This is a genomic window from Microbacterium sp. CH-015, from assembly GCF_049707015.1.
Lineage (GTDB): Bacteria > Actinomycetota > Actinomycetes > Actinomycetales > Microbacteriaceae > Microbacterium > Microbacterium aurum.
Genome location: NZ_JBNAFJ010000001.1, coordinates 198,732 through 219,120, shown reverse-complemented (window position 1 = coordinate 219,120; position 20,389 = coordinate 198,732). Strand labels below are relative to the sequence as shown.

The following is a 20,389-nucleotide window of genomic DNA, read 5'->3' as shown; positions in this document are numbered from 1 at the left end:
GCCGCCCGCGCGCCCGCCTGCGCGCCTGACCCCGTACGGCGGCCGGCCGGGCCCACAGCGAGACACGGATCGTGCACCGAGACCACGGCGGTGCACCCGTGTCTCGGTGCACAGACCGCGTCTCGGCATCCGCCACCGCCGTCTCGCCGTCTCGGTCACCATCAGGTAGGCTGAAGGCATGGAGATCCTGCGCCACGCCGTCCTGCTCGTCCACCTCGTCGGATTCGCGATCCTGTTCGGGGCGTGGGTCGTCGAAGCCGTCGGCCAGCGGCGCATCACGCGTCTGCAGACGCTGGGCATGGTCATCGCCGCCGTCGCGGGCCTCGCGCTGGCCGCGCCGTGGGGGATCTCGTACGACCTGAACTACACCAAGATCGGTGTGAAGCTCGTCGTGCTGCTCATCATCGGCGCCCTGCTCGGCATCGGCTCGGCACGTCAGCGCAAGAGCGGCACGGTGGCTCCCGCGATCTTCTGGCTCATCGGCATCCTGACCCTGCTGAACGCGGCGCTCGCCGTGCTCTGGCACTGAACCGCGCCACCCCGGCGCCGCTCATCGCCACCCCGACGCCGCCGGCGCCCCCGTCGCGGGCGTAGAGTAGACGGTTGTGCGCCGGGGACACCGCCGGCGCCCCCGGTGCCCCCACAGCCGTGGCGCCCGCCGCACCACCCCTGCTCCGGACGCCCACCACCGGCGCGTCCCACGAGGACCTTCGACACTCATCGACAGGTAACTCTCCCCGCATGGCCTCCTCCCCCGCATCCGCGGCTCCCACCGCCCCCGCCAACCCCCGCTCGCGCGTCATCACCGCGAGCCTCATCGGCACGACGATCGAGTTCTACGACTTCTACGTCTACGCGACCGCCGCTGTCCTCGTCTTCCCCGTCCTGTTCTTCCCGACCGGCAACGACACCACGTCGCTGCTGTCGTCGTTCGCCGTCTTCGGCGCCGCGATGGTCGCCCGCCCGATCGGCGCCGTCATCTTCGGCCACTTCGGTGACCGCTTCGGTCGCAAGGCGACCCTCGTCGGGTCATTGCTCACGATGGGCGTCGCGACCTTCCTCATCGGCTGCCTCCCGACCTTCCACGACATCGGCTGGTGGGCGGCGCTGCTGCTGTTGATCCTGCGCCTGTTCCAGGGCTTCGCCCTCGGCGGGGAGTGGTCGGGCGCGGCGCTCGTGGCCACCGAGAACGCCCCGAAGGGCAAGCGCGCCTGGTACGGCACGTTCCCGCAGCTGGGCGCCCCGATCGGCTTCATCATCGCCAACACGGTGTTCCTCGTGATCTACTTCGCGCTGCCGCACCCGGACGGCGCGGGCCTGCAGTCCGAGGCCTTCCTCGCGTGGGGATGGCGCGTGCCGTTCCTCTTCTCGGCCGTCATGGTCATCGTCGGTCTGTGGGTGCGGCTGAAGCTCGTCGAGTCGGAGACCTTCTCGGCCGCCGAGAAGAAGGGCGCGCTGCGCCGCTTCCCGCTCGGTGAGGTCATCCGCAGCAACTGGAAGAACCTCATCCTCGGCACGTTCATCATGCTGGCGACGTACGTGCTGTTCTACCTCATGACGAGCTTCACCCTCGCGTACGGCACGAAGGCGGCGGATGCCCCCGTGCCCGGCCTCGGGTTCGGCTACACCGACTTCGTCATCATGCAGATCATCGGCGTCGTGTTCTTCGGCATCTTCACGCTGCTCTCGGGCCCCGTCGCCGACTCCGTTGGCCGCCGGAAGCTGCTCATCTGGATCACGGTCGGCATCGGTGTGTTCGGCCTGCTGTTCAACGTGTTCCTGTTGCCGCAGCTCGACCCGAAGTTCACCGGCGCACTGACCCAGGCGTTCCTCGTGTTCGGCTTCACGCTCATGGGTGCGACGTTCGGCCCGATGGGGGCGCTACTGCCGGAGCTCTTCCCGACGAACGTCCGCTACACCGGTTCGGCCGTCTCGTACAACGTGTCGTCGATCCTCGGCGCGGCGCTCGCGCCCATCGTCGCGACGGCGCTGTGGGCTGCCGCCGGCGGATCGCCGTGGCTCGTCGGCGTCTACCTCACCGGCTCGGCGGTCCTCACGCTCATCGCGCTGTGGCTGTCGAAGGAGACGAAGGACGTCGACTACGACACCAACATCGGGCTCGGCGAGACCGCCTCGCTGTAATCACCGAGAACGACGGATGCCGCGGGGCGCTGCTCCGCGGCATCCGTCGTTCTGCGGGGTCAGTCCAGAAACAGCGCCCGCAGCCGCTTGGTCGTGAAGACGAGGCCGACCGCGATCATGACGACGTAGTAGAGGACGTGCCAGAGCATGCCCGCAGAGAGGATGCCGGTCGTCAGCCCGCGGATGAGCTCGACGCCGTGCCACAGCGGGAGCGCCATCACGATCTGCTGCACCCAGCCGGGGTACACCGTGATCGGGTAGAAGGTCGCGGAGAAGAGGAACATCGGGAGCATCACGAAGTTGATCCAGTCCATCTGCTGGAACGTCTTCATGTAGCTCGTGATCGCCATGCCGAGGCTCGCGAACCCGAAGGCGATCAGGACGACCGCGGGAAGGGCCAGCATCGCCGTCCACGACAGGTTGAGCCCGATCAGCTGCATGACGATCATGAAGCCGGTGGCGTAGGCGAGCCCCCGCAGCAGCGCATAGAGGATCTCGCCGAGGGCGACGTCGAGCGGGCCGAGCGAGGTCGACAGCATCCCCTCGTAGAGCTTGCCGTAGTTCAGCTTGAAGAAGACGTTCCACGTCGAGTCGTAGATCGCGCCGTTCATCGCCGAGACCGCCAGCAGCGCCGGCGCGATGAACGCGGCGTAGGGCACCGTCACGCCCTGCGTGACCTGCACGTCGCCGATGAAGGCGCCGAGCCCGATGCCCATCGACAGCAGGAAGAACACCGGCTCGAAGAAGCCCGACAGCACGACCACCCAGCTCGACGAGCGCGCCGCGATGAGGCCGCGCTGCACGACGGCGCCGGGATTGCCCGCCCACAGCGCGCGGACGCCGCCGCGGCGCGCGACCGTCGGCGTCTCGGCCTCCGGTCGCGGTCCCTGAGCCTGTCGAACGGTCATCGCGCGAGCCTCTCGCTGAAGACGCGCCGGCCCCACAGGTAGCCGACGCCGGCGAGCACGACGAGATACGCGAGGTGGACGGCGATCATCGCGGGCGCGATCTGCGCCCCGTAGGTCGCGACCCGTCCGAGTTCGGCGCCGTGCCACAGCGGCGAGATCCAGCCGATCCACTGCAGCCACCACGGCAGGGTGTCCAGCGGATAGAACGTGCCGGAGAAGAGGAACATCGGCATGAAGATGAACCGCTGCACGAGCGCGAACTGCCCCTTGTCGTCCTCGATCGACCCGGCGTAGGCCATCAGCGGGATGCCGAACGCCACGCCCGCGAGCACGCCGGCGAGGATCGCGAGCCACCCGGTCTCGGGATGCGGGACCGCGCCGAACGGCAGCAGCCACACGATGAGGTAGTACGCCGCGGAGGCGAGGAGCATGCGCGCCGTCGCGCCGGCGATGACGCCGTTGGCGATCTGCGGGCTCGACAGCGGCGACGCGTTGAAGCCGTAGAAGTAGCGCCGCCACTTGAAGCCCGCCATGACCGGGTAGGTCATCTCCTCGCTCGCGACCGAGATCGTCGCTGTCGCGAGGAGCGCCGGGGCGACGAACATGAGGTAGCTGACCTCCTGCCCGTGATCGACGATCGGAACCGTGATGAGGGCCGCGAGGCCCACCGCGAGGCCCAGCAGGTAGAGGATCGGCTGCCCGACCGCGCCCACGATGATGGTCCACCCGTAGGCGCGCATCGCCCGCACCATGTGCTCGGTGACGTACCAGCTGCCGCGGCGCCGGGGTCTCCGGCCCCACGCCATCGCCTCGGCGCGCAGGTCGTCGAGCGTCGGGTGGGTCGCGGCATCCGTCTGCGGCGCACTCATTCGATCAGCGACCGTCCGGTCAGGCGCAGGAAGACGTCCTCGAGCGACGAGCGCCGCACGAGCGAGGTGATCGGCTCGAGCCCCGCGGCCGTGATGCGCTCGAGCGCCGACTCGCCGTCGTGCGTGTAGATGAGGATGCGGTCGGGCAGCACCTCGAGGCGATCGCCGATGCCCTGCAGGCGCTCGGCGGCCTGCGCGTTGCGGTCGGAGCCGAAGCGCACCTCGAGCACCTCACGGCTGGAATGCTCGCGGATGAGGGATGCCGGGGTGCCCTCGGCCATGATGCGCCCCTTGTCGACGACGATGAGCCGGTCGCAGAGCTGCTCGGCTTCGTCCATGTAGTGGGTGGTGAGCACGAGCGTCGTGCCGCGCTCTTTGAGCCGGAAGAGGCGATCCCACAGCACGTGCCGCGCCTGCGGGTCGAGGCCCGTCGTCGGCTCGTCCAGCAGCAGGATGCGGGGGTCGTTGATGAGCCCGCGCGCGATCGTGAGGCGCCGCTTCATGCCGCCGGAGAGCTGATCCACCTTGCTCTTGGCCTTGTCCTCGAGCTGCGCGAACGCCAGCAGCTCGTCGGCCTTCCGGTGGCAGACCTTACCCGGCAGGCCGAAGTACCGGCCGTAGATGTAGAGGTTCTCGCGGGCGTTGAGCTCGCCGTCGAGGTTGTCCTGCTGCGGCACGACGCCGAGGCGCGAGCGGATCTCGGGTCCGTACCGGTCGGGGTCGAGGCCGAGGATCTGCAGATCGCCGCCGCTGCGGGTCGAGACGGCGCCGATCATCTTCATGGTCGTGGATTTTCCGGCGCCGTTCGGGCCGAGGAGGCCGAACGACTCGCCCGGCGCGACCTCGAAGCTCAGCCCGTCGACAGCAACGAAGTCGGGCTTGCCCTTGACCTTGTACGTCTTCACGAGGCTCTGGGCGGCGATCACAGGAGCGGGCACCGGTTCACACTAGCGCGGGGCAGGGACATCGGCGCCTCGGCATCCGCGGACCGTCCCCCCACTTCTGCGGAGATCTGCCGTTCTTCGGAGGCCAGGGCCGGAATCGGTCCGCAGAAGTGCAGATCTCCGCAGGAACGCGCGCGGTGTCAACCTTGATTGACAGGATGCCGCGGCGTCAACTACGGTTGACGGCATGAGCGATCAGATCCGCACCGCGATCGCCGCGGCCGACGGCGGCGACCCCCTCCCCGAGCTCCGTCGACTGCGGGCGCTGCACGCCGACCTCGCGCGCGCCGAGGCCGAGCAGGTGCGCCGCGCGCGCGCCCTCGGCTTCTCGTGGGTCGCGATCGCCGACGTCCTGGGCGTCAGCCGTCAGGCTGTGCACAAAAAATACGGACGAAGATAGAAGCGGCATCGTCGCCTCCGAACCCGAATCACGAGGACGCACCACCATGTCCACACCGCGCACCCCTTCGCGCCGCCCCTCCCGCCCCGGCAGGAATCACAAGGACGACGGCCCCCGCGCGAGCCTCCGCCAGCTGCTCCCGTTCGTGTTCGAGCAGAAGGGCGTGCTCCTCGTCGTCGCGATCCTGAGCATCCTCGCCGCGGCGTTCACCCTCGCCCAGCCCCTCGTCGTGGGGCAGCTGATCGAGCGGGTGCAGACGAGCGCTCCCCTCGGCATCCTCATCTGGCTGCTCGTGGGTCTCGTCGTGGTGGGATCGGTGATCAGCGGCATCCAGCACTTCCTGCTGCAGCGCATGGGAACCGCGGTCGTGTATTCGAGCCGCCGCCGGCTGATCGCCCAGCTGCTGCACCTGCCGGTGCGGGAGTACGACGCGCGGCGCACCGGCGACCTCGTGTCGCGGGTCGGCACTGACACGACCCTCCTGTACGCCGTCCTCACGCAGGGGCTCGCCGATTCCCTCGGGAACGCGCTCATCTTCGTCGGCGCCGTCGTCGCGATGCTCCTCATCGACCCCGTCCTGCTGCTGCTGATCCTCGTGGTCGTGGGCGCTTCGGTCGCCGTCGTGGGCGCGCTCAGCGGCCGGATCCGCCGCGCCACCACGCTGCAGCAGGAACGCGTGGGCGAACTGGCCTCCGGTGTCGAGCGCGCCGTCGGGTCGATCCGGACCATCCGCGCCGCGGGCGCCGCCGACCGCGAACGCACCGCGATCGAGGCCACCGCACGCGGCGCCTACGACGCGGGCGTGCAGGTCGCGAAGGCGTCGGCGTTCATCGTGCCGATCGCCGGCATCGCGCTGCAGCTGTCGCTGCTGGTCGTGCTCGGCGTCGGCGGGTTCCGCGTCGCCTCGGGGGCGATCACGATCGCGCAACTCGTGACGTTCGTGATGTTCCTGTTCTTCCTCGTGCAGCCGCTCGGGTCGTTCTTCGGCGCCATCACGTCGGTCAACCAGGCCCTCGGCGCACTCGGCCGCATCCAGGAGGTGCTCGACCTCCGCACCGAGACCGCGTGCGACCCGGAGGTCGCGGCATCCCTCGCCCCGGCGACCTCCCCCATCGCGGTGACGGATGCCGCAGGTCAGGAGGCCGCCGCCATCGAGTTCCGCGACGTGCACTTCGCCTATCCGGATGCCGTCGTGCAGGCGCGGCGCCGCACGGAGACCGAGGCGGCGGCGCTCCTCGCCGAGGCGCACGCCGACACCGTCGCGGTCGCCGACGCGGAGGGGGAGGTGCTGCGCGGGGTGTCGTTCCGGGTTCCGCGCGGGGCGCGGGTCGCGCTGGTCGGCCCGTCGGGTGCCGGAAAGTCCACGACCCTGGCCCTCATCGAGCGGTTCTACGATCCGACGGCCGGGGCCATCCTCCTCGACGGAGTCGATGTCCGCGCGATCGACCGCACACGGCTGCGCGCGCAACTCGGATACGTCGAGCAGGACGCGCCGACCCTCGCGGGCACGATCGCCGACAATCTGCGGCTCGCCTCGCCCACGGCATCCGACGCCGCCTGCGAGCGGGTGCTGCGCGCCGTGAACCTCGGCGACGTGCTCGAGCGGTCACCACTCGGCCTTCAGGCGCCGGTCGGCGAAGCCGGCGTGATGCTGTCGGGCGGCGAACGCCAGCGTCTCGCGATCGCGCGGGCGCTGCTGGCCGCTCCCCCGATCCTGCTGCTGGATGAGTCGACGTCATCGCTCGACGGCCTCAACGAGCAGCGGATGCGGGAGGCGATCGACGCGGTCGCCGCCGGCCGCACCCTCGTCGTGATCGCCCACCGGCTGTCGACCGTCGTCGACAGCGACCTCATCGTCGTCCTCGACCGCGGCGAGGTCGTCGGGCAGGGGACGCACGCCGAGCTCGTCGAGACCGTGCCGCTGTACCGGGATCTCGCGCGGCATCAGCTGCTCGTCTGAGGGGCGCGTCGCTCAGTGGGGGCTCGTCCGGTCGTTTCGGGCGTTTGGTCTCGGTCGCTGGCGCTCCCTCGCGGGGCGACCGGTCATGGGGCGGGGCTCCCCGCTGGTCGTTGAGCGAGCGGAGCGAGACGAAACGCGGCTCAGGCCCGCTGGGCGAGCTTCAGGCGGTAGCGGAGGGCGGCGAGCTCGGCGTAGAGCGCGGCAGGGACCTTGCCGTCGAAGGTGCGGTAGAACTCCTCCGTGAGGTCGGCCTCCTGCAGCCAGAGGTCCGGGTCGACCTCGAAGAGCGCGTCGAGGTCGGATGCCGGGACGTCGATGCCGTCGAGGTTGAGGTCCGACGTCTCGGGCAGCCGACCGATCGCGCTGTCGACGGCCGGAACGGCGCCCTCGATACGGCGGATGATCCAGTCGATCACGCGCGCGTTGTCGCCGAAGCCCGGCCACAGGAACCGGCCGTCCGAGCCCTTTCGGAACCAGTTCACCTGGAAGATGCGCGGCGCGCGGTCGAAGCGCAGCTTCTGCCCGACCTTCAGCCAGTGGCCGAAGTAGTCGGCCATGTTGTACCCGCAGAACGGCAGCATCGCGAACGGGTCGCGGCGCAGCTCGCCGACCGTGCCCTCGGCGGCGGCCGTCCGCTCGGACGAGATGTTCGAGCCGAGGAAGACGCCGTGCGTCCAGTCGGTCGCCTCGACGACGAGCGGGACGTTCGTGGCGCGACGCCCGCCGAAGAGGATGCCGTCCAGCGGCACGCCCTCGGGCTCGTCCCAGTCCGGGGCGATCTGCGGGCACTGCGCGGCGCTCACCGTGAAGCGCGAGTTGGGGTGCGCCGCGGGGCGACCGGAGGCCGGGGTCCACGGCTTGCCCTCCCAGTCGGTGAGCTCGGCGGGGACCTCGTCGGTGAGCCCCTCCCACCAGACGTCGCCGTCGGGGCGCAGCGCCACGTTCGTGAAGATCGTGTTGCCCCACAGCGTCTCCACGGCGGCGACGTTGGTCGACTCGCCGGTGCCGGGGGCGACCCCGAAGAACCCCGCCTCGGGGTTGATCGCCCACAGGCGCCCGTCGTCGCCGGGGCGGAGCCACGCGATGTCGTCACCGAGGGTCTCGACGCGCCAGCCGGGGATCGTGGGGCGCAGCATCGCGAGGTTCGTCTTGCCGCACGCCGACGGGAACGCCGCCGCGAGGTGGAACTTCCGCCCCTCCGGCGAGATGACGCGGATGAGGAGCATGTGCTCGGCGAGCCATCCCTCGTCGCGACCGATGACCGAGGCGATGCGCAGCGCGAAGCACTTCTTCGCGAGGATCGCGTTGCCACCGTAGCCCGAGCCGTACGACCACACCTCCAGCGTCTCGGGGAAGTGGACGATGTACTTCTCGTCGTTGCAGGGCCATGCGACGTCGGCCTGTCCCGGCTCGAGCGGCGCGCCGACCGAGTGCACGGTCTTGACCCACGGCTTGCCGGCGGCGATCTGCTCGAGCACCGAGGCGCCGACGCGGGTCATGATGCCGATCGAGGTGACGGCGTAGGCCGAGTCGGTCACCTGCACGCCGATGTGCGAGAGGGGACCGCCGACGGCACCCATCGAGAACGGCACGACGTACATGGTGCGCCCGCGCATCGACCCTGCGAACAGCGGGGTGATGGTGGCGCGGATCTCGTCGGGCTGTGCCCAGTTGTTGGTGGGGCCGGCATCCGCTTCGCGCTCCGACGCGATGAACGTGCGCGCCTCGGTGCGGGCGACATCGCTCGGGTGCGAGCGGGCGAGGTAGGAGCCCGGCCGCCACTCGGGATTGAGCTTGATGAGCTTGCCCTCGGCGACCTGCTCGCGCAGCAGCGCCTCGTTCTCGGCGGGCGAGCCGTCGACCCAGTGGATCCGGTCGGGCTGCGTCAGCGCGGCGATCTCGTCGACCCACGCGAAGAGCTCCTCGAGGCCGGTGCCGGCGAGGACCGGGCGAGAGCCGAAGGCGCGGGATGCCGGGGCGGAACCGCCCGGGGCGGCGACGGCGGTCGGGCGGGTGAAGAGGTCGGCGATGGCCATGTCAGCTCCTTCAGCGGATGCGGCGTTGTTGTGCTGCTCTTCCACTCTGCGTCGGGAATCGCCGTGCTTTCCACCGTTTCCGGCGTCAAGAAATGAGTTTCTTTCGATATGCTCAAGGAATGGCTTCGTCGCTCGAACTGTCCACCCTGGGCCACCGCATCCGTCATCAACGCGTCTCGCACGGGATGACGCTGGACGAACTGGGCGCGAAGGTCGGCGTCGCCGGCAGCCAGCTGAGCCTGATCGAGAACGGCAAGCGCGAGCCCAAACTGTCGCTGCTGCAGGCGATCGCCGGCGCGACCGGCACCGACGTCACCGACCTCCTCTCCCCCGAGCCGCCCAACCGCCGTGCGGCGCTCGAGCTCGAACTCGAGCGCGCCCAGACTTCGCCCGTCTTCCGACGCCTCGGCATCCCTCCGGTGCGCGTCACGAAGGCGACCACCGACGAGACCATCGAGTCGATCCTGGGCCTGCATCACGAACTGCAGCGCCGCGAGCGCGAAGCCATCGCGACGCCGGAGGAGGCGCGCCGGGCGAACACCGAGCTGCGGCTGCTCATGCGCGAGAAGGACAACTACCTGCCGGACATCGAGAAGCTGGCGGAGAAGCAGCTGAAGGCAGCGGGGCACACCTCCGGCGCCCTCACCCACCGGACCGTGAGCATCATGGCCTCGCAGCTCGGGTTCGAGCTGATCTACGTCGACGATCTGCCGCACTCGGCGCGCTCGGTCACCGATCTGGAGAACGGCCGGATCTATCTCCCCCCGGCATCCATCCCCGGCGGGCACGGACTGCGGTCGATGGCACTGCAGGCCATGGCGCACCGGCTCCTCGGCCACACCCCGCCGACCGACTACGCCGACTTCCTGCAGCAGCGGCTGGAGATCAACTACTACGCGGCGTGCTGCCTCATGCCCGAGACGGCGTCGGTCGCGTTTCTCGCCCAGGCGAAGAAGGACCGGAATCTCGCGGTCGAGGACTTCCGCGACGCGTTCGGTGTGACGCACGAGGCGGCGGGGATGCGGCTGACGAACCTGCTGACGCAGCACATCGGCATCCGCCTGCACTTCCTGCGCGTGGACGGGGCGGGCGCGATCACGCGCGCGTATGAGAACGACGACCTGCCGCTGCCGATGGACGTCACGGGGTCGGTCGAGGGGCAGGTGGTGTGCCGCCGCTTCGCGGCGCGTGCCGCCTTCTCGGAGCAGAACCGCACCGTCGAGCACTACCAGTACACCGACACCCCCGCCGGCACGTTCTGGTGCTCGAGCCAGACCGGACGAACCTCCGACGGCGAGTTCTCCATCACCGTCGGCGTGCCGTTCGACGATGCGCGCTGGTTCCGCGGCCGCGAGACGCAGAAGCGCGCGACCTCGACCTGCCCGGACGAGTCGTGTTGCCGGCGGCCGGATGCCGAGCTGACCGGCCGGTGGGAGGGCAAGGCGTGGCCGAGCGCGCGCGTGCACATGCAGATGTTCTCGCCCCTGCCGCGGGGGGCCTTCCCGGGTGTCGACGACGGCGAGGTGTACGCGTTCCTGGACCGTCACGCCGAGTCGTGACCTGAGGCGGGGCGCGGCGCGGCGGCGGGATCGGCGCCGGGTGCGGGTGATCGGCGCGGGTGATGGGTGCGGTGCGGGTGCAGGTGCGGCCGGTTCGGCGTCGGCGTCGGCGTGGCGGCGGTATGGCCAGTTCGGCGTCGCGAAAGCAGGCTGAACTGACCCCAGCGGGGCCGAACCGCGCTCCGCGGGTCGATTCAGCCTGCTTTCGGAACGCGCGGCGGCGGTGAGTTGCGGCGGCGGAGAGGGCCGGCGGCGGCGGAGAGGCGGCGGGATGGCCGGTTCGGCGTCGCGAAAGCAGGCTGAACTGGCCCCGGCGGGGCCGAATCGCGCTCCGCGGGTCGATTCAGCCTGCTTTTGGAACGCGCGACGGCTCCGGCCGCACCGCCGCCGCGGGCTCAGCCGCGGATGAAGCGCGCGTAGCGGGCGAGGGCGGCGTCGACGGATGCCGGATCGACAGCCGCGTCGAACACCTCGTGCTGCGGGAGGAGGTGGTGTTTGCCGACGGCGACCGAGTGCGACCACACGCCGATGATCTCCCCGCCCGCGACGAGGATCGGCCGCACGATGCCGTTCGCGGTGGGCCCGATCGCCGCGAGGAACTCCGGCGCGCACGGCACGGTGCAGAACTCCTGACCCTGGGTCGCCATCATGTGCGAGGCGGCATCGGCGATGGTCGCCGCGGGCGCGCTCAGACGGTGCGAGCGCAGCCGCTCGGCGCGCAGCCGGAGGATGTCCATGCGGCCATCCTGCCGTGTGCTCTTCGACCGCGGGCGGATGCCGCGGCATCCGCCCGCGGTGCCTGTCACCCGAACGGGTTCGCAGTGAGCGTGTACTTCGTCTGCAGGTACTCGTGGATGCCCTCGGCGCCACCCTCGCGGCCGAGACCGGAGAGCTTCCAGCCGCCGAACGGGGCAGCGGCGTTGGAGACGACGCCGACGTTCAGGCCCATCATGCCCGTCGCCAGCCGCTCGATCATCCGCTGCCCGCGGCTGAGCGATTCGGTGTAGACGTAGGAGACGAGGCCGTACTCGGTGTCGTTGGCGAGGCGGACCGCGTCGTCTTCGTCGTCGAACGGGACGATGGCGAGCACGGGACCGAAGATCTCCTCGCGGAGGATGTCGCTTCCCGCCTGCACGTCGCTGAGCACCGTCGCCTGGTAGAACGATCCCGCGCCCTCGATCGCGGATCCGCCGGTGCGCAGCGTCGCGCCGCGGGTCACCGCGTCTCGCACGAGCTCATCGGCCTTCGCGACCGTCTTGTCGTCGATGAGCGGGCCGATCGTAACGCCCTCCTCGGTGCCGCGCCCGGTGCGGAACGCCTCGACGCGCTCGGTGACACGGCGCGCGAACTCGTCGGCGACGTCGCGGTGCACGATGAACCGGTTGGCCGCGGTGCACGCCTGGCCGATGTTGCGGAACTTCGCAGCGATGGCGCCGTCGACGGCCTTGTCGAGGTCGGCGTCGTCGAACACGACGAAGGGCGCGTTGCCGCCGAGCTCCATCGAGGTGCGGAGCACCCCGGCTGCGGCCTTCTGCAGCAGCTGCTGGCCGACCGGGGTGGACCCGGTGAAGGAGAGCTTCCGCAGCCGCGGGTCGGCGATGATGGCGTCGGAGACCGGCCCCGACGTCGAGGTGGTGATGACGTTGACGACGCCGTCGGGCAGTCCCACGTCCTGCAGCAGCTGGGCGAACGCGAGCGTCGTCAGCGGCGTCAGCGCAGCGGGCTTGACGACGACGGTGCAGCCGGCGGCGAGCGCCGGCGCGATCTTGCGTGTGGCCATCGCGAGCGGGAAGTTCCACGGCGTGATGAGGAAGCACGGCCCGACCGGGTGGTGCGTGACGATCATCCGGCCGGTGCCTTCGGGGTTCGCGCCATAGCGACCCTGCAGGTGGGCGGTCTCCTCACTGAACCAGCGGAGGAACTCGCCGCCGTACGCGACCTCGCCGCGGGCCTCGGCGAGGGGCTTGCCCATCTCGATCGTCATGAGCAGGGCGAAGTCCTCCTTGCGCTCCTGCAGCAGGTCGAACGCGCGGCGCAGCAGCTCGGCGCGGTCGCGGGCGGGCGTCGCCGCCCACGCGTCCTGCGCCGCGACCGCCGCGTCGAGGGCGGCGATGCCGTCGGCGACCGAGGCGCTCGCGATCGTCTTGACGACGTCGCCGGTCGCGGGGTCGGCGACCGTCAGCGTCGCGCCGTTCTCGGCGCCGCGCCAGCTCCCTCCGATGAACAGGCCGTCGGGTACGCGGTTCAGCAGTTCGGTCTCACGCTCAGCGCTCATGGGGACTCCTTCGTCGTCGGATGCGGCATGACATCTCTCCGGCAATCGTATACGATCGCCCGCTGCCGTGGCCCTGATCGGCGGACACCGAGCGCGCGAGAAGCCTGGCGGGACCGCGGGCCGCGGCATCCGGCGCCCGTATAATCGACTCGTCCGGCACGCGATGACGCGAGCCGGTGCTCGAAAAAGGGGCACGCGAGACACATACGGCCTTCCTCCGTCCCGTCTCGAAAGGCATCGTCATGCCCACCGTCTCCGCCCACGTCGCCCAGACCCTCGCCCAGCACATCGACCACGTGTTCGGCGTCATGGGCAACGGCAACGCCTACTTCCTCGATGCGCTGGAGCGCTCGACCGACGTGCACTACACCGCCGTCCGGCACGAGGCCGGCGGCGTCGTCGCCGCCGACGCTTACCACCGGGCGAGCGGCCGGCTCGCCGCCGCGACCGCGACCTACGGCGCCGGCTTCACCAACACGCTCACCGCCCTCGCCGAAGCCGTGCAGGCGCACGTGCCGCTCATCCTCGTCGTCGGCGATGAGCCCACCAGCGGTCCGCGCCCGTGGGACGTCGACCAGATCGCCCTCGCCTCCGCCGTCGGCGCCCGCACGTACACCGTGGGACGGGCGGATGCCGCGGCCACGACCGTCATCGCGATCGAGCACGCGCTGTCGTACCGGGTGCCGACGGTGCTGGCGATCCCGTACGACGTCGCGAAACTCGACGCCGGGCCCGTTCCCGCTGCGCCGCAGCCCGTGCTGCCGGCGCCGCTCGCCCCGTCCTCCCCCTTCGCCCGCGCCGCGATCGCCGATCTCGCCCGCGCCCTCGCCGGAGCCGAGCGGCCGGTGCTGCTGGCCGGCCGCGGCGCCTGGCTCGCCGGGGCCGGCGACGCCCTCGGACGCCTCGCCGACGCGACGGGTGCCGTCACGGCGACCACGGCGCTCGGGCGCGGCATCTTCCCGCGCGGCGAGTTCGACCTCGGGGTCACCGGCGGCTTCGGCGCCGAAGCGGCGATGGAGATCATCGGCACGGCGGACGTCGCGGTCGTCTTCGGCGCGGGACTCAACCAGTTCACGATGCGGTTCGGTCATCTCTTCTCCCCCGGCACGCGCGTCGTGCAGGTCGACATCGCCCCCGCGGCGACCCACCCGCACGTCGGCGGGTTCATCCGCGGCGACGCGCGTCTGGTCGCCGAGGCGCTCCTCGCCGAGCTCGCAGAGACAGCGGATGCCGGGGCGCGCCCGGACGGCTGGCGCGGGACCCTCGATGTCGCCGCCCTGCGCACCAGAGAGCCGGGCGACGCACTCGCCCCCGACGGCCGGCTCGACCCGCGCTCGGTGGCGATCCGCATCGGCGAGCTGCTCGAGAGCAACCCCTCGACGCGCGACCGCGTCGTCGTGACCGACGGCGGCCACTTCCTCGGGTGGGCCAACATGTACTGGCCCGTCGCCTCCCCAGACCGCCTGATGATGGTCGGCACGGCGTACCAGTCGATCGGGCTCGGCTTCCCGTCCGTGCCGGGCGCCGCCCTCGCGAAGCCCGGTGCCACGGTCGTGCTGTCGACCGGCGACGGCGGCGGCCTCATGGCCCTCGCCGACCTCGAGTCGGCCGTCCGGGTCGCGGGCGGCCGCGGCCTCGCGGTGGTCTGGAACGACGCCGCCTACGGCGCCGAGGTGAACCTCTACGGCCTCCAGGGGCTCGCCCGCGAACCGATGCTCATCCCGGAGGTCGACTTCGCGGGACTCGCGACCTCGGTCGGCGCGTCGGGCGTCGTCGTGCGCACGCTGGACGACCTCGAGGCGCTCGCGCGCTGGGCGCGCACCCCGGCATCCGATCGCCCCTTCCTCTTGCTCGACTGCCGCATCTCGGGCGACGTCATCGCGCCGTACCAGCAGGAGATCATCCGCGTGAACTCCTGACGCCGAGTTCGCCGGTTCCGCGCCGAGTTCGCCGGCGAACTCGCGGACGAACCGGCGAACTCGCGGACGAACCGGCGAACTCGCGGCCCCGGGGTCGGCGCGAGACAGGGAATGCCAGGGCCTGGCGCCGCGCTGGAACCTCAGCGCACACTGAGTGCGAGAGCGCGAGGAGGATGCCATGGAAGGTCTCGAAGTCACGGTCCTGCTCGGGCTCGCGATCCTCGCCGGCACGGTGCTCGCGCCGCGGCTGCGGATCGCGACGCCGCTGCTGCTCGTCGTCATCGGGCTGCTGCTGGGGTTCGTGCCGGCGCTGCGCGAGATCCAGCTGCCGCCGGAGACGGTGCTGCTGCTGTTCCTGCCGGTCATGCTGTTCTGGGAGAGCCTGACGACGTCGCTGCGCGCCATCCGCCGGTCACTGCGCTACATCATCCCGATGTCGACGCTGCTGGTCGTCGCGTCGGCCGGCGCCGTCGCCTGGATCGCGACGCTGTTCGGCATGCCGTGGCAGACGGGGCTCCTCCTGGGCGCGGCGGTCGCGCCGCCGGACGCGACGGCGGTCGCCGCCCTCGGGCGCCTGCTGCCGCAGCGCATGTTCATGAAGCTCAAGGCAGAGAGCCTCACCAACGACGGCACGGCGCTCGTCGTGTACGCGATCGCACTGTCCGTCGCCCTCGGCGACGACATCACGCCGTGGTCGATCACGGCGACGGTGCTCGTGTCGTACCTGGGCGGCGCGGCGGCCGGCATCGCCGTCGCGGCGCTCGCGTACCTGGCGCTGCGGCGCGCGCACTCGGCCATCGTCATCAACACGACGCTGCTGCTGGTGCCGTTCACGGCGTTCCTCCTGGCCGAGCTCATCGGGGCGTCGGGCGTGCTGGCGGTCGTCTTCGCGGGGCTCATCGTGGCATGGATGCTGCCGCGCATCACGACGGCCGCGTCCCGCCGCCAGGCGACGGCGGCCTGGCCGTTCGGCGTGTACCTGCTCAACGGGGCGCTGTTCGTGCTCATCGGCCTCGAGGTGCAGTACGTCGTGCACGACATCGCGGCGCGTCAGATCGGCGCGCTCGTGCTCGTGACGATCGCCGCCTGGCTCGCGCTCCTCGTCGTGCGCTACCTGTTCCAGCTGCTGTTCGCGCCGTTCACGCGCCCCGCGCGGGGCGCGCCGCACGGCGGCGGCAACCGGGCGCGGATCGTCAGCACCGTCGCCGGATTCCGCGGAGCGGTCTCGCTCGCGATCGCCCTGTCGGTGCCGACGACCGTCGGCGGCGACGGGCTCGACGGGCGCGACGCCGTCGTGTTCGTGACGGGCGGCGTGATCCTGCTGAGCCTGCTCGTGCAGGGACCGCTGCTCCCCGCGATCGTGCGCTGGGCGCGTCTGCCCGAGGACGCCGCCGCGGACGAAGAGTACGAGCTCGCCCAGCGGGCGATCTCAGGTGCGGCGCTCGCGGCGCTCGACGACATCGCCGCCGAGCACGGCATCAGCGCCGATGTGCGTGACCGCGCTCGGCGCGAGGGCTACGAGATGCTCGAGCTCGCCAACGCACGCGCCTACGCGCGGCAGCGGCAGACCGACGACGCGCAGATCGCCGAGCTCGAGACGATGCTCGATGAACCGGATGCCGCCGACACGGGCCCCGTCCCGGAGATCGGCGAGGTACCGCCGCGCACCACAACGGTCGGGTCCGCGGGCGGCGGCACGGCCGCGGCATCCGCTCTGCAGATGCTCGCGACCAGCGACGGGATCGACCTCACGCAGCGCTCGCCCATCCAGAAGCACGAGGAAGCGACGCGCCTCAAGCTCGCCCTGCTGGATCGCCAGCGCGCCGTCCTGCACCGGATGCGGCGCGAGGGCACGATCGACGACCTCGTCGTGCGCCGCATCGAGGCCCACCTCGACCTCGAAGAGATGCGGCTGAGCGGCATCGAGCAGTTGGACTGACGCGTCAGCGCTGCGGCAGCATCCAGCGCTCAAAGAACGCGGCGAGCGCGTCGGTGGCATCCAACGGCAGGATGTGCGCGACGTACTGGTCGGGGCGCACCACCACGACGACACCACCACGAGACAGACCGCGCACGTCGAAGATGTCGGTCTCGTTCCAGCGCGTGGGCCCCGCGGCGAAGACCTTCTCCCAGTCCATGAGCCCAAGCGGCCCGGTCTCGGGCCGGAAGATCTCGGGCACACTCGTGACGTCGATCTCGTCGTAGCCGCCCTGGACGATCGCCTTCACGTCGAAGACGGCGTCGACGTCGGCATCCGCCGGCGTGTACCGGCGCACCGGCGAGTCCGGCGACGACCAGAGCCACGCCGCGAACCCCGCGAGCGCCGACCCCTCCGCCAGCCCGTCCGCATCGGCGAAGGCGTAGATCCGCCAGCGCCCGTCGGCTTTCGCGTGGTGACCGAGGTGCACGACGTTGCCGTCGGCGGCGAGGGTGACGGGCGCGCTCTTGAACCGCTTGCCGAGCGGGAACCCCGTCGCGAGCTCCTGGTGCGCGCCGCGCGCGACGACGCCCGTGCCGGGCTCGTACTGCGTCATGAACCCCGACGGGAACTCGGCCGTCGCGAGGTAATAGGTCGCGAGGTCGCCCGGGTCGCTGATCTCCTCGGGCTTGCGCGCCATGAGCGAGGACCACTCCTTGTCGAAGTCGATCAGCTGCTGGGCGACGGGGCGCCGCTCGGTGCCATACGTCGACAGGAGGGATGCCGGGCTCAACCCGGACAGCACCGACCCGAGCTTCCAGCCCAGGTTGAAGCCGTCCTGCATCGAGACGTTCATGCCCTGACCGGCCTTGGCGCTGTGCGTGTGGCAGGCGTCGCCGGTGAGGAACACGCGCGGCGCGCGGTCGGTTCCGTGCGCGTCGTCGAAACCATCGGTCACGCGGTGCCCGACCTCGTAGACACTGTGCCAGGCGACCTTCTGCACGTCGAGCGTGTACGGGTGGAGGATCTCGTTCGCGCGACGGATGATCTCCTCGATCGGCGTCTGCCGCACGCGGTGGTCGTCATCGGCGGCGACCGCGCCGAGATCGACGTAGATCCGGCTGAGGTAGCCGCCTTCGCGCGGGATGTGCAGGATGTTCCCCGCCTCCGCGTTGATGGCGCACTTGATGCGCCAGTCGGGGAAGTCGGTCTCCACCAGCACGTCCATGACGCCCCACGCATGCTGCGAGATGTCGCCGACGTGCACGCGTCCGATCTCCGCACGGACGCGACTGCGCGCGCCGTCGCAGCCCACGACGTAGCGGGCGCGGACGGTGCGCTCGGCGCCCGTCGCATCCCTGAGACGCACGTCGACCGGAAGGGTGTCGTCGCCGGGCACGGTGAGCCCGAGGAACTCCACGCCGTAGTCCGGCACGATGCGGCCCGGGCCGTGCGCCGCGGCCTCGGCGAAGTAGTCGAGCACGCGCGCCTGGTTGACGATGAGGTGCGGGAACTCGCTGATGTCGTACGCGTAGTCGGCGGTGCGCGAGCGCCGCAGGATCCGCGTCGGGTCGGCCGGATCGGGCCCCCAGAAGTTCATCCAGCCGATGTTGTACGCCTCGGCGACGATGCGCTCCGCGAACCCGAAGGCTTGGAAGGTCTCGACGCTCCGCGGCTGGATGCCGTCGGCCTGCCCGAGCACGAGCCGCCCCTCGCGCTTCTCGATGAGTCGCGTCGTGACGTCGGGGTACTGCGACAGCTGCGCCGCCAGCAGCATCCCGGCCGGTCCCGACCCGACGATGAGCACGTCGACCTCGTCGGGAACCTCCGTCGGCCGGTCGATCCCGGTGCCGGCGGCGGGCTGGATCCGCGGGTCCGCGGACACGTAGCCGTGGTGGTGGAACTGCATCGTCGTCTCCTCGAGGTGTGCGGGTGGCGGCCCGTGCGGACGCGGCCGGTTAGGCCTTGGCCATGCCCCGGATGGGGCTCACCGACTGCTCGGCCTCGTGGTCGGGGCCGAGGGGGATGCCGCTGCGGTCACGCAGCAGCAGCGTCGCGATGAGGCCGAGCACGGTCATGCCGGCGAGGTACCACGTCACCGACATCGTCGTTCCGGTGGCCTGCACGAGCGCCGTCGCGATGGTGGGGGCGAACGCACCGCCGAGGATCGCCCCGATCGCGTACGAGATGGAGACGCCCGAGAAACGGATGGATGCCGGGAACAGCTCCGCATACAGCGCCGCCTGCGGTCCGTAGGTGAAGCCGAGGCCGATCGTGAGGATCGCGAGTCCCAGGAACAGCAGCCCGATGTCGCCCGTGTTCACGAGCGGGAAGAGGGTGAACACACCGACCAGCTGCAGGATCCACCCGATGATGTAGGTCGTGCGGCGGCCGATGCGGTCGGAGATGAATCCGGCGGCGAGCGTCGACAGCAGCCACGTGACGGCGGAGCCGGTCACGGCCCACAGCACCGGACCGCGCTCGAGGGCGAGCGGCCCTTCGGGGTTGGTCGCATAGCCCTGGATGTAGCCGCCGGTGGTCATGTAGCCGACGGCGTTGTTGCCGGCGAACACGAGCGCGGCGATGATCACGAGCAGCGCGTGGCGACGGAACAGCTGCACGATCGGCATCTTCGTCTCCTCCTTGCGCTCGGCGAGCTCAGCGAACACGGGGCTCTCCTCGACGCGGCGGCGCACGTAGTAGCCGACGAGGATGAGGACGACCGACAGCAGGAACGGGATGCGCCAGCCCCACGTGAGGAACTGGTCACCGGGCGCGAGGAGCGTCATGAGCGCCATGACACCGGAGGCGAGCAGCAGGCCCAGCGGCACGCCGATCTGCGGCGACGCTCCGAAGGCGCCGCGGCGGGGCCGGGGCGCGTGCTCGACGGCCATGAGCACCGCGCCGCCCCATTCGCCGCCGGCGGAGATCCCCTGCACGATGCGCAGCAGCACGAGCAGCACGGGCGCGGCGATGCCGATGGCGCCGTACGTGGGCAGCACACCGATGAGCGCCGTTGCGACACCCATCATGATGAGCGTCCACATCAGCACCGGCTTGCGGCCGTACTTGTCGCCGAGGTGGCCGGCCAGGAACGCGCCGAGCGGGCGGAACAGGAAGCTGATGCCGACGGTCGCGAAAGCGACGAGGGCGCTGTTGGCGCCGAGCGGCGCGAAGAACAGCTCGCCGAAGACCAGGCCGACGGCCGTGGCGTAGATGAAGAAGTCGTACCACTCGACGGTCGTGCCGACGACCGTGGCGAAGACCACGCGGCGACGATCGGTGTGGCTCGCGATCGTGCCGGTCGGGGTGAACCCGCCGGCGGGGACGGAAGGTGTGCTCATGTCATGACTCCAGTGTCAGTTGGCGACGACGGCTTCGTCGGGGTGCGGCTGGACCGGGATCGAAAGATCACTTGCCCGCCTTCCGATGATCATATACGATTTCAGATACGACGCA

At 70.8% G+C, this 20,389-nt stretch carries 15 protein-coding genes; 7 read left to right on the top strand and 8 right to left on the bottom strand.

Annotated features, from left to right (window positions below):
* The first annotated feature begins 178 nt into the window (after nucleotides 1-178).
* Both ACPYN4_RS01005 and ACPYN4_RS01000 read left to right on the top strand, forming a co-directional pair.
* A complete protein-coding gene (locus ACPYN4_RS01005; protein WP_424445379.1) occupies nucleotides 179-529 on the top strand; it encodes a Fe-S protein in 351 nt (116 codons plus the stop codon).
* Nucleotides 530-741: 212 nt separating this feature from the next.
* The gene (locus ACPYN4_RS01000) at nucleotides 742-2,142 is read left to right on the top strand and encodes an MFS transporter (RefSeq protein ID WP_424445378.1); all 1,401 of its coding nucleotides are present in this window, start codon (nucleotides 742-744) and stop codon (nucleotides 2,140-2,142) included.
* A 59-nt stretch (nucleotides 2,143-2,201) separates the two neighbouring features.
* Here ACPYN4_RS01000 and ACPYN4_RS00995 read toward each other — a convergent pair whose 3' ends face one another.
* Genes ACPYN4_RS00995 through ACPYN4_RS00985 form a run of 3 tightly spaced genes read right to left on the bottom strand, consistent with a single transcriptional unit; the run spans nucleotide 2,202 to nucleotide 4,857 of the window.
* Nucleotides 2,202-3,050, bottom strand: coding sequence for an ABC transporter permease (locus ACPYN4_RS00995; protein ID WP_239282728.1), 849 nt, complete (start codon nucleotides 3,048-3,050; stop codon nucleotides 2,202-2,204).
* The gene (locus ACPYN4_RS00990) at nucleotides 3,047-3,919 is read right to left on the bottom strand and encodes an ABC transporter permease (protein WP_239282726.1); all 873 of its coding nucleotides are present in this window, start codon (nucleotides 3,917-3,919) and stop codon (nucleotides 3,047-3,049) included. Before ACPYN4_RS00990 ends, ACPYN4_RS00995 begins: the two co-directional genes overlap by 4 nt.
* A complete protein-coding gene (locus ACPYN4_RS00985; RefSeq protein ID WP_424445377.1) occupies nucleotides 3,916-4,857 on the bottom strand; it encodes an ABC transporter ATP-binding protein in 942 nt (313 codons plus the stop codon). Before ACPYN4_RS00985 ends, ACPYN4_RS00990 begins: the two co-directional genes overlap by 4 nt.
* Before the next feature lie 193 nt (nucleotides 4,858-5,050).
* On the opposite strand from ACPYN4_RS00985, the gene ACPYN4_RS00980 reads away from it, so the two are divergent.
* Both ACPYN4_RS00980 and ACPYN4_RS00975 read left to right on the top strand, forming a co-directional pair.
* A complete protein-coding gene (locus tag ACPYN4_RS00980; RefSeq protein WP_424445376.1) occupies nucleotides 5,051-5,263 on the top strand; it encodes an AsnC family protein in 213 nt (70 codons plus the stop codon).
* A 46-nt stretch (nucleotides 5,264-5,309) separates the two neighbouring features.
* Nucleotides 5,310-7,223 carry an ABC transporter ATP-binding protein gene (locus ACPYN4_RS00975; protein ID WP_424445375.1) on the top strand — a complete coding sequence of 638 codons (1,914 nt, stop codon included), beginning with the start codon at nucleotides 5,310-5,312 and terminating at the stop codon, nucleotides 7,221-7,223.
* A 140-nt stretch (nucleotides 7,224-7,363) separates the two neighbouring features.
* Here ACPYN4_RS00975 and ACPYN4_RS00970 read toward each other — a convergent pair whose 3' ends face one another.
* Nucleotides 7,364-9,259 (bottom strand): phosphoenolpyruvate carboxykinase (GTP), encoded by a 1,896-nt coding sequence (locus tag ACPYN4_RS00970; RefSeq protein WP_424445374.1) that lies wholly within the window; start codon nucleotides 9,257-9,259, stop codon nucleotides 7,364-7,366.
* Between the two features lie 119 nt (nucleotides 9,260-9,378).
* Between ACPYN4_RS00970 and ACPYN4_RS00965 the strand changes: the two genes are divergently transcribed.
* Nucleotides 9,379-10,818, top strand: coding sequence for a helix-turn-helix domain-containing protein (locus ACPYN4_RS00965; protein WP_424445373.1), 1,440 nt, complete (start codon nucleotides 9,379-9,381; stop codon nucleotides 10,816-10,818).
* 395 nt (nucleotides 10,819-11,213) lie between these two features.
* Here the strand turns inward: ACPYN4_RS00965 and ACPYN4_RS00960 are convergent, their stop codons facing one another.
* Together ACPYN4_RS00960 and ACPYN4_RS00955 are read right to left on the bottom strand one after the other, a co-directional pair.
* Nucleotides 11,214-11,555 carry a hypothetical protein gene (locus tag ACPYN4_RS00960; RefSeq protein WP_076691490.1) on the bottom strand — a complete coding sequence of 114 codons (342 nt, stop codon included), beginning with the start codon at nucleotides 11,553-11,555 and terminating at the stop codon, nucleotides 11,214-11,216.
* Nucleotides 11,556-11,620: 65 nt separating this feature from the next.
* Nucleotides 11,621-13,093 (bottom strand): NAD-dependent succinate-semialdehyde dehydrogenase, encoded by a 1,473-nt coding sequence (locus ACPYN4_RS00955; protein WP_424445372.1) that lies wholly within the window; start codon nucleotides 13,091-13,093, stop codon nucleotides 11,621-11,623.
* A 242-nt stretch (nucleotides 13,094-13,335) separates the two neighbouring features.
* Here ACPYN4_RS00955 and ACPYN4_RS00950 point away from each other — a divergent pair, with 242 nt between their 5' ends.
* Both ACPYN4_RS00950 and ACPYN4_RS00945 read left to right on the top strand, forming a co-directional pair.
* On the top strand, nucleotides 13,336-15,012 hold the full coding sequence (locus ACPYN4_RS00950) for a thiamine pyrophosphate-binding protein (RefSeq protein ID WP_424445371.1): 1,677 nt from the start codon (nucleotides 13,336-13,338) through the stop codon (nucleotides 15,010-15,012).
* 178 nt (nucleotides 15,013-15,190) lie between these two features.
* Nucleotides 15,191-16,951, top strand: a complete 1,761-nt coding sequence (locus ACPYN4_RS00945) for a Na+/H+ antiporter (protein WP_424445370.1) — start codon at nucleotides 15,191-15,193, stop codon at nucleotides 16,949-16,951.
* A 4-nt stretch (nucleotides 16,952-16,955) separates the two neighbouring features.
* Here ACPYN4_RS00945 and ACPYN4_RS00940 read toward each other — a convergent pair whose 3' ends face one another.
* On the bottom strand, nucleotides 16,956-18,839 hold the full coding sequence (locus ACPYN4_RS00940; protein ID WP_424445369.1) for an FAD-dependent monooxygenase: 1,884 nt from the start codon (nucleotides 18,837-18,839) through the stop codon (nucleotides 16,956-16,958).
* Between the two features lie 49 nt (nucleotides 18,840-18,888).
* Entirely contained in the window at nucleotides 18,889-20,274 is a 1,386-nt protein-coding gene (locus ACPYN4_RS00935) for an MFS transporter (RefSeq protein ID WP_424445368.1), read from the bottom strand.
* Between the last annotated feature and the right edge of the window lie 115 nt (nucleotides 20,275-20,389).